Genomic DNA, 12865 nt, shown 5'->3' with positions numbered 1-12865 from the left:
CTCATGTATCACTTGTTGATACATGAGCCGTGATAGTCGTCTTTCCGCCATTTTGCACGCCCTGCTCCACATGGCCGAGCAGGACGGTCCGATGACCTCCGAAGCTCTGGCCGTGTGCATGAATACCAACGCAGCCGTGGTCCGCCGCACGATGGCAGGGCTGCGTGAGATGGGGTTCGTCCGGTCCGAGAAGGGGCATGGCGGCGGCTGGCGACTGGCCCGCGACCTGCGCAACGTGACCCTGCGCGACATCTACGACGCCCTTGGATCCCCGCCGGTCTTCGCCATCGGCAACAAGACCGAGAACCCCGCCTGCCTGGTCGAGCAGGCCGTGAACGATGCCCTGCGGGATGCCATGCAGGCGGCCGAAGCACTTCTCGTTCAGCGGCTGGGCGACGTTACCTTGGCCGCGCTCTCGGCCGACTTCCACCATCGCCTCGCCTCCTGCGGGCACAAGCAGGGAGCATCGCACCATGCTGCATGATGTCGTGATCGTTGGTGGCAGCTACAGCGGCATGGCGGCCGCCCTCCAACTCGCGCGGGCACGCAAGGATGTCGTGGTGGTCGATGCGGGGCAGAGACGCAACCGCTTCGCCGAGGCATCCCACGGCTTTCTGTGCCAGGACGGACAGCCACCGGGCGCCATCGCCGACCAGGCTCGCGCCCAGCTCCTGGCCTATCCGACGGTGACCTGGGTTGAGGGAAAGGCAATGGCCGCGACGGCCGAGGACGGGAAGTTCCGCGTGACCATGGGATCCGGCGAGCAACACAGAGCGAGACGCCTGGTGCTCGCGACAGGCGTCGTCGACAACCTGCCGGACGTGCCTGGCCTACAGGAGCGCTGGGGACGCGGCGTCTATCAATGCCCGTACTGCGATGGCTACGAGCTGGACCAGGGTCACCTCGGCGTGCTGGCAACCAACGGCTTCTGGTTCCATCAGTCGATGCTGATCCCCGAATGGGGAAGGACGACGCTCTTCACCAACGGCATCGCCCCCCCCGACGCGGAGCAGCACGCGGCGCTCGCGGCCCGCGGGGTGACCATCGAGGAAACAGCGGTGACCGCCATCGGTGGCGAGAGGGTCACGGTGCATCTCCAGGATGGCCGCAACATCCCGCTGGCGGGACTGTTCCTGGTGCCCCGCACAGGCTTCGCAAGCTCTCTGGCGGAGCAGTTGGGATGTCCCCTGGAGGAGGGGCCGATGGGTCCATTCATCCGGACCGATGTCCGGAAGGAGACGAGCATCCCAGGCGTTTTCGCCTGCGGCGATGCGGCGCGGGCCGCCGGGTCCGTATCACTGGCGGTGGGTGATGGCGCCATGGCTGGCACGGGCGTCCATCAGTCCCTCATCTTCGGGTAAGCGGAGGCTGCCTGCCGCCGACCCGTTGCGAAGGTCCACTGTCACCGCACTACCGCCCAATGGAAGACGTCAGCGGACCTGCTGCCAATCGTCTCGACAGCGCGGACGACTGCCTATCGAGAATGATTGGGTATCCCCTCACCCGCACGGCGCGCTCGCCATGACATGCGTTGCATGCTGCGCCGTCCCGCCAAGGCGAGTACCCCGAGGTCGGCGAGAAGTATGTTGGTGACCTCGCCGGATTCTTCCGAGTGCCTTTGCTCGCCGAGGTGCCCGACGAGGTCGTTCCGTCAGTCCGCCTGCACACGGGCCTCGCGTACCACCCGGCCCCACTTCTCGATCTCCGCTGTCAGGAAGGTGCGGAACTGCTCCGGGGTGGAGGGGGTGGGTTCGCTGCCCTCGCCCGCCAGCCGCGCCACGACCTCCTCCTGCCGCAGGGCGCGCCCGACCGCCTCGTTCAGCTGCGTCACGACGGCTGTTGGCGTGCGCGCGGGAGCGACGAGGCCTGTCCAGTTCACCGCATCGAAACCGGGAAACCCGGCTTCTGCAACGGTGGGCACATCCGGGAGAGCTCGCATCCGCTGGACGGAGGTGACCGCGATCGCGCGCAACTCTCCAGAGTCCAGCATCCCCTTCACTGCAAGCGGGTTTGCGGAATAGAGGTCCAGGCGCCCGGCCAGCATGTCGGTGACGAGTTGGCCTGCCCCGCGATAGGGCACGATGGTCAGCTCCACGCGCGCGGCAAGCGCCACCATTTCCGTGCTCAGGTGGCCAACAGTGCCGTTGCCGGGATGCGCCGCCGTCAGCCGCCCTGGCTGAGCACGAGCCGCGGCGACGACGTCCTGCAGGGTGCGGAAGCGCGCGTTCCGCGCCACAACAAAGACGTTTGGCTGCGACGCGATCAGGGAGACAAGCGCGAGATCCCGCAGGGGCTGGTAGGGGATGTTGGCGGCGTAGAGCGTCGGATTCACCGCGAGGTTCGACGTCTGGCCCATCCCGATCGTGTGTCCGTCCGTTGCTTTGGCCACCAGGTCGATGCCAATGTTTCCACCCGCGCCTGGGCGGTTCTCCGTCACGATGGTCCAGCCGGTCAGCGCGCCGAGGCGGGCCGCCATCTCCCGCGAGATGACATCGGTTCCGCCGCCCGGCGGATATGGGATGATCAGCCGAATGGGGCGGCTGGGCCAGGGCTCCTGGGCCGCGGCGCCGCCGGCGGTGGCGATCCCCGTAGCAGCCAGCAGGACGGTGCGTCGGTTCATGGCGCTTCTCCCCTATTCCTGCGCCGGGGCGGTGGGCAGGCGTTCCTTCGTGGCTGGCGCTGCCCTTGGCATGTCGCCCCGCAGCGGCGCCAGCAGTTCGTCATCGTGCTGGCCCGGCCTGGGAAGGTCATGGCGCAGCGGCAGCCGGCCGGAACCGAAGACGATCGGCAGGGCTGGAACCGATGTCGGGCGTCCGTCCGGAAGCGTCAGCGGCAGCAGGGCGCCGCTCGCGATCAGGTGCGGGTCCTCGTAGAGGTCGCCGGGCTGATTGATGCGGGCAAAGGGCAGGCCCGCCTTCTCGCAAAGCATCTCCAGGTCTGCGGCCGGATGGCGGCCAAGGATGGTCTGCACCAGCGGGATCAACGTCTCACGCGCGGCGGAGCGCTCGTTGTTGGTGGCAAAGGCCGGGTCGAGCAACGCGGGCTCGCCCAGGGCCTCGGTGAAGATCTGCCACTGCCGCTCCGTCACCACGCCGACGAAGAGCTGCACGCCATCCGCGGAGGTGAACACGTCGTAGACGCCCCAGGCCCGCCGCCCGGCGGCCATGGAAGGTGGCGCCGCGCCCGTGATGGCCTGTTGCAGCATATGGGTGGAGACAAGGAACGCGGCATTCTCGAACAGCCCGGCCTGCACATGCTGGCCGCGACCCGTCGCCTCACGCTGGCGCAGGGCGGCCAGGATCGCGATGGCGCCGAACATCCCGCCCATCATGTCGTTGACGGGGGCGCCCGCACGCAGCGGACGACCGGGCGGCCCGGTCATGGCGGCCAGCCCCGACATCATCTGCACCACCTCGTCCAGGGCGGTGCGGTTCTCGTACGGTCCGGGCAGGAAACCCTTGAGCGAGCAGTAGACCAGCCGCGGGTTGCGGGCGGCGATCGCCTCGTAACCCAGGCCGCGCGCCTCCAGCCCGCCTGGGCGGAAGTTCTCGATCAGGACGTCAGCGCCATCCACCAGGCGGAGCAGCGTCTCGCGATCCGCCTCGTCCTCGGTGTCGAGCTGGACCGACTTCTTGTTGCGCGACAGGGCGGCGAAGAAGCCCGTGCCGCTGCTCGTCAGGTAGCGCGTGCGGTCGCCCTTGCCGTGCGGTTCCACCTTGATGACCTCGGCACCAAGGTCGGCCAGGACGAGGCCGCAGGTCGGGCCCATCACCATATGGGTCAGCTCGACGACGCGCACGCCCTCAAGCGGCAAGGGCGCCTCGCTCATGCCGCGCACTCCCGCGCGTCGGCGCTGCGCCCTGTACCCTCGGGCACGGGGCCCCGGGCCGCGTAGGAGAAGCCCTTCTCCGTGCCGACGTCGGGCAGGTGGCCGTAGAGCGCCTCCCCTGGCAGGCCCTCCGCCAGCGCCCGCCGGGCCTCTGCCAGCCTGCCCAGATCCACGCCGGTATCGTGGCCCATGGCCTCCAGCATCCAGACCAGGTCCTCGGTGACGATGTTGCCGGTCGCCCCCGGAGAGTAGGGGCAGCCGCCGATCCCGCCCTGGGAAGCGTCGAATGTTGTCACCCCGACCTCCAGAGCTGCGACCACGTTCGCCAGGCCTTGGCCGCGTGTGTTGTGCAGGTGCGCGCCGCCCGCCCTGTCGCCCAGCTCCGCAAGCAGCCGGGTGAACAAGCGCTTCACCTGCGCAGGGTTGGCGTAACCCACCCCGTCCGACAGCCCCACACTGTCCACCCCGAGTTGCGCGAGCCGAGAAGCAAGCTCGATCACCCAGTCCTCGCTCACAGGGCCCGCGATGGTGCAGCCGAAGGCAGTGGAGACGCCGATCTCGATGGCGGGACGGCCGTCGGCGGGAAGGCCGTTGCGATACTCGATCACCCGCGCCACCTCGGCCAGAACCTGCTCGTGGGTCATGCCGATGTTGGCGATGCTGTGCGGCTCCGACGCCGATACGGGCATGGTGATCTTGTGCGCCCCGGCCTCGGCCGCGGCCCGTACGCCGCGCAGGTTGGGCGCCAGCGCCAGCACCGTGAGACCCGGGATCTCCAGGGCGGCGCGGACCACATCCGCCGCATCCGCCATCTGGGGCAGCTTCTTGGGGTTCACGAAGGAACCGACCTCGATCTCCTGCAAGCCGGCGGCCGCGAGGGCGCGCACCCAGGAGATCTTCGCCGCAGTCGGCATGGTGCGATGGATGCTTTGCAGCCCATCTCGCGGGCCGACCTCGCTGACGAGAATGCTCATGGGGCGTGCTCCTGAATGATCTCTCGTGATCTCACTGCGGGCGAACGCCAGCCTCACGGAGCACGCGTTCCCAGCGCTCCATCTCGGCATCGACGTAGGTCCGTGCCTCGGCCGGCGTGCTTGCGATGATGCGCTCGGCACCGAGCTCGACGAGGCGCGTGCGGAGCGAGCCCTCCGCCAGCACCGCCGCAATCTCCGCCTGGAGACGATCGATGATGGGCTGCGGCGTGCCGGTCGGGGCCAGCAGCCCTTGCCAGACGGAGAAGGTCGCATCGGGGAAGCCCGCTTCTGCCACCGTCGGCACGTCGGGCATCACGGCACTGCGCTGGGCCGACGACACCGCGAGGGCGCGCGCCTGGCCGGCGGTGGCCAGCGGAAAGGCGGTGACCCCGGCGTCGTACAGCATCTCCAACCGCCCCGAGATGAGGTCCTGCGCGGCGGGTGCACTGCCGCGGTAGGGCACCTCCTCCATCCGGAGACCTGCCGCCTTGTTGATCAGGAGCGAGACGAGCTGGAGGGCGCCGCCGGTGCCGGTGCTGCCGTAGGAGTACTCACCGGGCTTCGCGCGGACGCGTGTGACAAATTCGGCGAGGGTCTCCGCGGGCGAGGAGTTTGGCACGAGCAGCACCATCGGGCTCTCGGCAACGATGGTGATGGGGGTCAGATCCTTTGCGGGATCGTAGTCCAGCCGGGTGTAGAGGGCCCGGTTCACCGCGTGTCCGGTGTTGGTGAAAAGAAAGGTCGTGCCGTCCGGCCGCGACTTGGCCACGGCGGAGGCGCCGATATTTCCGCCTGCACCCGTCCGGTTCTCCACCACGACCCGCTGGGGCAGCCGTTGCGACAGCGTGTCGCAGAGCAGGCGGGCGATGACATCAGTGGGGCCGCCAGGGGCGTATGGCAGCACCACCCGCACCGGCGCTGTTGGCCAGGCAGTCTGTGCACGGGCGGTCATGGGAGCGGCAAGGGCACCCGCGCCCGCGAGGAGGGTGCGTCGGGGAAGTTGGTACGGGGTCACGGGCATTCCCTCTCTTGCGGCCGGGGCAGGACCGAGCTCGAGCCGCCACCATCGCTATTTTCTATTTGACAGAAATATTTTCTGTCCTACGAAAGTAGCTAGCCAAGCGGCATTCGCTGCGTCAACAGCAAAATGCCGGTCTCGCCACCTAACTTCGGAGGCATCGCGTGAGCACCCCGGGAGATAACGCCCCGCCTCGCCGCCGCGGACGTCCTCGCTCGGCCGTGCGGCACACCGACGCCCCGCGAGAGGTAGAGGGGCCGCGGGTCGAGGCCGTGGAACGTGCGCTTTCCATTCTCGACGCTTTCTCGGACAGCACACCGCGCCAGACCCTTGCCGAGGTCGCCGCCCGGACGGGGCTCTACCCCAGCACCGTCCTGCGCCTTGCCGCATCGCTCGACCGCTTCGGCTACCTCCATCGCGGCGCCGACGGCCTGTTCCGACTTGGCCCGACGCCTCTGCGCCTCGGCCTGCTCTACCGCGACGCCTTCGACCTCGCCGACCATGTCCGGCCCGCTCTCTCACGCCTCGTCGAGCGCACGGGCGAGACGGCGGCCTTCTACGTCCGCGAGGGCGAACGACGGATCTGCCTGTACCGTCACCAATCTCCACGGCTCATCCGGCACCATCTAGAGGAAGGCGCCGCGTTGCCGCTGGACCGGGGCGCGGCCGGGCATGTCCTGACGGCCTACACGGGCGAGGCAGGTCCGATCCAGGACGCGGTGCGAACCCGTGGGTGGTCCCTGTCCCTCGGCGAGCGCGACCCCGAGACGGCAGCCGTCGCAGCCCCTGTCTTCGGGCGGGGAAGGCACCTGGTGGGAGCCCTCAGCATCACCGGGCCGAGGAGTCGCTTCGAAGCAGAGGATCATGAGGGATTAGCGGCCCTGATCACCGCGGAAGCTGCGCTCCTGTCGCGCAGCCTCGGCGGTTGAGGTTGCCACCGCATGCCTGAACCGGAGACCAACGGATGACCCCCTTCAGCCAGCCCCGCGAGATCGCCACCCGCATGCACTCCGAGATGCCCGCGGAGTTCCGCCGCCCTGTCGTCAGCGAGTGGTCGCGCGCCAACAAGCGCAGTCTGCCGGTGGACTGCTTTCTCGAGGGGCCCTGCTTCGACCGGGACGGCAATCTCCATGTCACCGACATCCCGCACGGCCGCATCTTTCGCATCTCCCCCGGCGGCCAGTGGACATGCCTCGCGCAGTATGACGGGGAGCCGAACGGGCTGGCCCTGCACCCGGACGGGGATCGCCTTCTCGTTGCCGACTACAAGCAAGGGATTCTCTCGCTTGACCTCGCGACGGGGCGGATTGAGCCGGTGCTGGCGCGGCGCAAGTCCGAGCGCTTCAAGGGCCCGAACGATCTCGTCTTCGCGCGGAACGGCGATCTCTACTTTACTGACCAAGGACAGAGCGGACTCCACGATCCGACGGGCCGCGTCTACCGCCTCCGGTCGGGCGGCCAGCTCGACTGCCTGCTGTCCAACGGGCCTAGTCCGAACGGGCTCGTCCTCTCCCGGGAAGAGGATGTCCTCTTCGTCGCCATGACGCGGGACAACGCGGTGTGGCGTCTGCCGCTACTCCCCGATGGGAGCACAGCCAAGGTCGGCCGCTTCGCGTCCTTCCACGGCACCAGCGGCCCGGACGGTATGGCGATGGACACTTCGGGCAACCTTCTTGTCGCGCACGCTTCGCTCGGGTCGGTCTTCATCCTGTCCGCACAGGGCGAGCCTCTGGCCCGGATGCGGTCCTGCAAGGGATCAACCACCACGAACCTAACGTTCAAGCCCGACGGCAGGACGGTCGTCATCACAGAGTCCGAGACAGGCTCCGTCCTGCAAGCCGAGTGGGACGAATCCCTCCACTGAGGGCAGGCGGTGTCCCGAGTAGGAGCAAACGCGACACTGGACCCTCCCTCCGCGATGACCTCTTAGAACTCCTCCAGCACGAACGCCGTGCCGTAGAGGTACAGCTTGAAGGAGAGGGTAGTGCAGGAGCACATCGCGGAGCAGCCCGTTTCCCACTGGTTGGAGGCACTGAAGGCTGCCGGAGTGCCCTGCGCTGCTATCCAGACCCTCGACCAGGCTCTGACCCATCCCCAGCTCGCTAGCCGAGGGCTGGAGGGCGGGTGGAACGGAGCTGGGTCGTTAACAGTCCAGCCGGGAAGACCGGTGAGTGGGCCGCCACTAGCCCCCTCCCCCGTCAAGCTGAGGCCGGCTGGAGGGCGTACCGACGGCAGTGATCGAGATATGCAGCCTCATGACTTGCCACGAGGTCCACAACCGCCCGCCACAGCCAGGACGGCGCATCGAGGGTCCGGGAGCGATTCCGCTGCAACTCGCCGAGCCACGCCTTGCGCTCCGTCGCGCTCATCTGCCGGGCATGTGCCCGCCCAACCATCGTGGCGAGGTAGCGGGCCATCTCGGCCGCCTCCTCCTGGTCGAGGCGGTCCACCTCAAGCTTGAGGTCCTGCGGCAACAGTTCTCGGACGAAGACGCCCTTGCCGAGCAGGCGCGTGGCGAGCATCCGGTGCCCCAGGTTGGGCGACAGGTGGCGCGCCCCCTCCACGACACGGACCGCGTTGTCGCGCGGCATGATCGCATCGGCGTAACGCGGTGCGGCGGCGGTGATCGCTTCCTTCACGTCCAGAAGGCTGTAGCGGAGCCTCTTCTCGCCGGGGCTACGGAGCGAGACGAGTACGGCCAATCGCAGGTTGCCGAGGGAGCTGCATCCTTTCCGCCAGAAGGCACTGTCGACCAGGGTCACCGCCTCTTCGTCACCTTCCGATCGTAGGGTCGCGACGAGGGAGCGCAGCTCCTCGGAGGCGACGAGGTGCTCGATCGCCTCGTGCTCGTCGTCGCGCAGCGGCCAGAACCGCGGCCCGAGTGGAATCACGGGATCAAGGCCTTCTATGCGCTCGTCCGCCAGGTGCTTCCATGAGCGCCGGGCCGCATCCCGCAGAAGGCGCCTCACTGGATCGGGTGGCCGGACCAGGACCGGTACCTCCAGGTCTGACGGCTCGAAGCTGGTCTCATATCCCGCGACCATGCTTTCCAGCATGCGGGCAGTGGTCACGCCCGGCAGATCGGATCCGCGGGCGGCCATGGCAAGGGACAGGCCGAGCCGAAGAAGGTCGTGCGCCGGGTTGCCGATGACAGTCTGGTCGAGGTCACGGATCTGGACTTCGAGAGCACCATCAGCCCCACCTATCGGCCCGAGGTTACCGACATGGCAGTCTCCACCGATCCAGACGCCCGGCCCTTCCGGAAGATTGGTTCGGCCAGCCTGCTCAAGCCAGTCGTAGAAGCGCGCGGTGCTGCCCCGCACATAGGCGTGCGCGGATTCCGCCATCTTGAGGTTTCGCCGAGCCGTCAGCGCGGCACTTCTTCCATCGGGTTCAACACCAGCGATTCGCTCACGCTTCATCGCTCAGAAATGACGTCTCGCTCTGTCCTGTCGAGGGTACGCAGCGATCGTGTGCCGTAGGATGACCGGGAATTAATGCCCGAGCCTCATGGGTCGGCTTCCCGGAACCACTTCGGCCAGCTCGCCTTTGACCTGGATGTCGACAGGGTTGGGCGGATGTTCGCGGGATACCCAATGCGTCATTCGGCGATCGGAGTTGCCCCTCGGGTGTTCCGAACGGACGCGACGAACGAATCTGCCGACAGGCCCCCGGAAAACCGCGGCAAGCAGTCGGGCCATGGCGTCCACTTAGGCCAGGTGAAGCCTCATCCCGCTCCAGCACGCATAGTGGCCAAACCGCGCTTGGAGTCCAAGGATGAGCCTGGCACCCCGAGGTTGCGAGATAAACACTGCTGTTCGTCAAATCGGGAAAAGGGTGGCCTCGGCTACCTCAGTCCCGGTTGAGCATATGTTGCTGCAAGCAGCCGTGTAGGCGCCCTACTACTCGGCCCTGGCGAGCCTCACAAAACTATCGAAGCTGTCGACCGCATAACGATCCCAACATCGTCCGCTTCCTCACGGCCTAGGAGGACGACTGCGGGATCGGCAATCCGGTCACGGAAGTCGAACGCTCAAAAGTTGCCGTGAGTGTCGTCGGTGAAGGGGAGCAGACCAGCCGGATAGTGATCCTGCATGGCTTTGAAGCAGTCCTCGACGCAATAGCAGGAGTACCCATCGCCCACGACATCTGGAGGCGAGGCGAGCAGCAGCATTCCGAAATCGATTCCGCTCTCGCGTAGCAGCTCGAACTCTCCGTTTTCCAGGACCCTTCCCTGATTCTCGCATACCACCTGCCAGTATCGATCCGGCAGGTACCCACCCAACAAGCCTTGGAGGCGAGCCCGATCAGCCTCTGTCGGGCGTGGAAGGGCAGTCCGCAGGAACGTCTCCCACTTGTTCATCTCACCTTCACGAAGCAGGGCCAGCGCAAGATCATCAGCAGCGACAACGGCCGATGAGGGCACTGCCTGCTGGCCGCAGCTCGGCCCCTGCCGCGGATCTCGTGGGGGCGCTCGGCTGCCTTACTCCATGACCGGGTGTCGGACCTGATCGTGTGCGAACCAGTCCACCTCTCCAAAACTGATCCTTGGTCCCGGCGACGCGGAAAACCGAACGATCGCTGGATCAACTCCGGGGACCAAATACCGAACTCCTGGGCAATGCATCGACATCGGTGAGGCCGCGACCACGGCCTAGCATCAGCCCCTTAGAGACGCCTTCGCGTCGGTTGCGCCATCGCCGCTCAGAGGATGCCACGCTGCTGTAGGCCGTTGCAGCTTCTGTCCCTGGCGCGGTGGCCGAGGACCTTGGTTGTGGCCGCTCGTCTCCGGACGGCGAAGATAGTCGATCGATGAGCACCTCTCTCCAGGCGCGTTGAATGAAAGCTTCGATCTCGTCGCTTATGGACTGATGGTCGACCATCCAGGACCGAAGCCTGCTAACATCCTGCTCCTTGAAGGGGACACCCGTCAGATCGAGATCTTCCAAGCCGGACCAGAAGCTCGAATCCGACCACAAATGGCGACGCCACGCCTCTCCTGCGTAACGCTCGACAGCGGCGAGGAAGTCTGCTTCCAGGTCAGTCACCTCGAGAAGCACAGCGCTGCTGGTATAGGTGAACGGGCCTATGCCCGTACTAGCCTCGGACCGAGCTTCCGAGCGCCCGTCCAGGAGCACTCCCAGCCGCGGAAGGCGACGAGCAATCTCCCGAACAGTGCTGGATCCGACATGGTGATAGATGTCCACGGCTCGAGAGACGCCTCGACCATGTATCACCGCGCGCACAGCCTGGGAGCTTAGTCCCTTAAGAGCGTCGACAATGGTCTCACCCACGTCCAGTAGGCCACCGCGGAGGACCTGATTGTGGCCGGTGAAGGTTTGAAGGCTTGAGAGCAAGGCTTCAGGTCGAGCCTGCGCGCCAGGAGAACCAAGCGCGCACCGAAGCTCCTCAACGGCGGCCAACACAGCAGTGGCATCGTCGAGATACTCCTTACGGAGCCTCGTGACTCTCTCCGCAAAGAATTGCTCCAAGTTCTCCCGGTTGCCTCGAGCTGCGTCGAACGCAAGGACACTGACATCCTCAATCCCGAGACGTGCAAGGGCTCCTTGTATGGATGTCTCCCGCTCGACGAGATCGAGCACGACTTGCTGCGGACCCGATCCACTCGGGCCCGGCAGCCCTGCAGCATCACCTTGACGTACCGTGACCAGGATCGCTGCGCGGGTCGCCAGGTTGGTTTCACGCCGGGTTTGCAGAACAGACCTCAGGAAGAGCGCGATGGCCTCGTCCGGAGCCGATCTGCAAGGTGAGCAGAACACCAAGATTGTCCTTGGATCACTCAGAACAGGAAGGAGCCTCGGCTCCAGAGAACCACCGCGGGTCCCAGGCGTGTCGGTGAAGCTCCACCGATAGGATAGATTGGAAAAATCGGCGGGAACGGTCACGATGATCTTTGCGGGAAGCGGGAAGTCGGGATGACGCCCGCTGCACACCGCAGCAAAGGTGTCCTGCAGCCAGGCACGACCAGCGTCGCAGTCGTCACCGTCGAACTCGGTAATTCTCCGCGTCCGTCGCCAGAGCGCGAGGCGCACCATGATGTCGGCGAGCAGTTCCTTCCCCGGGAGGCGCCGTGCAAGGCCTGCGATCGCTTCCTCCTTTCCCGCCGGATCCTTGGGCGCATCCTTCAGGAAGCCTGCCATCGAAAGCAGGGCTCTCTCGACTTCCTGGGGCGGTCCAACGGGGATTGCGATGGCATCGCTTGCAAGCCAATTGTTCCGCTCGGTGACGACCCGGCAGAGGTCTCGCACATGGCGCTGGACCTCCTCCGGATCCATCGGCTCTACCTCGATTGAGAAACCCCGGCCGGACCTGACCTCGACCTCGCAAATGGTCCTGGACCCGCCAGCCACCTCCAGGAGCGCGAGGCGGGTATCACCCTGGTCGCGAGGGTGAAGAAACAGTCCAGCCAAGCGGCACAGGGCCAGGGTCTTGCCGCTGCCCGCCTCGCCGACGAAGGCGATCCGGTGGTCCCGCCGAACCAGGAAGAGCCCTATTCTCCGCAGCCTTGCATAGAGAAGGGAGGCAAGGCTCATCATCCCTGGCGAGGCGGAAGACCGCTGCTGAATGTCGGCCAGCGTGCACAGGCCTTGCTCGATACCTGACAATGCATCGATATCGGGGTGTAGCAGCGAAGGAACAGGCAGGTGCCGCCAAGGCGCTTCGATCGAAGCGAGGAGCGTTATGGCCTCCCTGGTTCCGACCGCCCGCAGGTAGCGGCGCAGCAGCAACGGGTCGCAGCCCCGGCTTCCCTGCTCGAGCCGCGACAAAGAGGTTTGATGCACCGAAAGTCTCGCCGCCAGCTCCCGCTGCGTCAGCCCGGCGCCCTCCCGAACTCTGGCCAACGCCAGACCCAGGTCGGCCTTCATAGGACGCCCGAGGTCGGCTGGGAGGGGAGGTCCCTCCGTGAGCAGGCTATCAGCCACCGCAACCCGATCAGCCCGCCGGAGCCGGATGGTCTGGGGCAGAGTACAGTTGTGGAGGTGCTGGCATTCAGGAGAGGAAGGGCCATTCCCCCGGATAACC

11 protein-coding genes and 1 pseudogene are annotated in these 12865 nt (G+C 66.5%); 5 read left to right on the top strand and 7 right to left on the bottom strand.

Annotated elements, in window-relative coordinates; all coding sequences use genetic code 11:
- Positions 1-91: 91 nt before the first annotated feature.
- Together ACVBD7_RS00110 and ACVBD7_RS00105 are read left to right on the top strand one after the other, a co-directional pair.
- Positions 92-484: an Rrf2 family transcriptional regulator gene (locus tag ACVBD7_RS00110; RefSeq protein WP_458095487.1), complete on the top strand. Its 393-nt coding sequence runs from the start codon at positions 92-94 to the stop codon at positions 482-484.
- Positions 474-1361 carry an NAD(P)/FAD-dependent oxidoreductase gene (locus ACVBD7_RS00105; protein WP_458095486.1) on the top strand — a complete coding sequence of 296 codons (888 nt, stop codon included), beginning with the start codon at positions 474-476 and terminating at the stop codon, positions 1359-1361. Before ACVBD7_RS00110 ends, ACVBD7_RS00105 begins: the two co-directional genes overlap by 11 nt.
- 290 nt (positions 1362-1651) lie before the next feature.
- On the opposite strand, the gene ACVBD7_RS00100 is transcribed toward ACVBD7_RS00105, so the two are convergent.
- Genes ACVBD7_RS00100 through ACVBD7_RS00085 form a run of 4 tightly spaced genes read right to left on the bottom strand, consistent with a single transcriptional unit; the run spans position 1652 to position 5824 of the window.
- The gene (locus ACVBD7_RS00100; protein ID WP_458095485.1) at positions 1652-2620 is read right to left on the bottom strand and encodes a Bug family tripartite tricarboxylate transporter substrate binding protein; all 969 of its coding nucleotides are present in this window, start codon (positions 2618-2620) and stop codon (positions 1652-1654) included.
- 12 nt (positions 2621-2632) lie between these two features.
- The gene (locus ACVBD7_RS00095) at positions 2633-3829 is read right to left on the bottom strand and encodes a CaiB/BaiF CoA transferase family protein (RefSeq protein ID WP_458095484.1); all 1197 of its coding nucleotides are present in this window, start codon (positions 3827-3829) and stop codon (positions 2633-2635) included.
- Entirely contained in the window at positions 3826-4803 is a 978-nt protein-coding gene (locus ACVBD7_RS00090; protein ID WP_458095483.1) for a hydroxymethylglutaryl-CoA lyase, read from the bottom strand. The genes ACVBD7_RS00095 and ACVBD7_RS00090 overlap by 4 nt, the downstream gene beginning before the upstream one ends.
- Positions 4804-4834: 31 nt before the next feature.
- Positions 4835-5824 (bottom strand): Bug family tripartite tricarboxylate transporter substrate binding protein, encoded by a 990-nt coding sequence (locus tag ACVBD7_RS00085; RefSeq protein WP_458095482.1) that lies wholly within the window; start codon positions 5822-5824, stop codon positions 4835-4837.
- 161 nt (positions 5825-5985) lie between these two features.
- On the opposite strand from ACVBD7_RS00085, the gene ACVBD7_RS00080 reads away from it, so the two are divergent.
- From ACVBD7_RS00080 to ACVBD7_RS00070, 3 genes and pseudogenes are all read left to right on the top strand, one after another.
- Entirely contained in the window at positions 5986-6750 is a 765-nt protein-coding gene (locus tag ACVBD7_RS00080) for an IclR family transcriptional regulator (RefSeq protein ID WP_458095481.1), read from the top strand.
- 35 nt (positions 6751-6785) lie between these two features.
- A complete protein-coding gene (locus ACVBD7_RS00075) occupies positions 6786-7685 on the top strand; it encodes an SMP-30/gluconolactonase/LRE family protein (RefSeq protein WP_458095480.1) in 900 nt (299 codons plus the stop codon).
- A 120-nt stretch (positions 7686-7805) separates the two neighbouring features.
- Positions 7806-7880, top strand: a pseudogene (locus ACVBD7_RS00070) (hypothetical protein); the annotation flags it as partial.
- A 139-nt stretch (positions 7881-8019) separates the two neighbouring features.
- Here the strand turns inward: ACVBD7_RS00070 and ACVBD7_RS00065 are convergent.
- From ACVBD7_RS00065 to ACVBD7_RS00055, 3 genes are all read right to left on the bottom strand, one after another.
- Positions 8020-9168, bottom strand: a complete 1149-nt coding sequence (locus ACVBD7_RS00065; protein WP_458095479.1) for a DUF2252 family protein — start codon at positions 9166-9168, stop codon at positions 8020-8022.
- 686 nt (positions 9169-9854) lie between these two features.
- Positions 9855-10184 (bottom strand): hypothetical protein, encoded by a 330-nt coding sequence (locus tag ACVBD7_RS00060; protein WP_458095478.1) that lies wholly within the window; start codon positions 10182-10184, stop codon positions 9855-9857.
- Between the two features lie 223 nt (positions 10185-10407).
- A complete protein-coding gene (locus tag ACVBD7_RS00055) occupies positions 10408-12708 on the bottom strand; it encodes a helix-turn-helix domain-containing protein (protein WP_458095477.1) in 2301 nt (766 codons plus the stop codon).
- Positions 12709-12865: the final 157 nt, after the last annotated feature.

This window comes from Roseomonas sp. WA12, from assembly GCF_054165765.1.
Note: the sequence above shows the minus strand (reverse complement) of the source record. Positions and strands in the feature narration are given on the sequence as shown.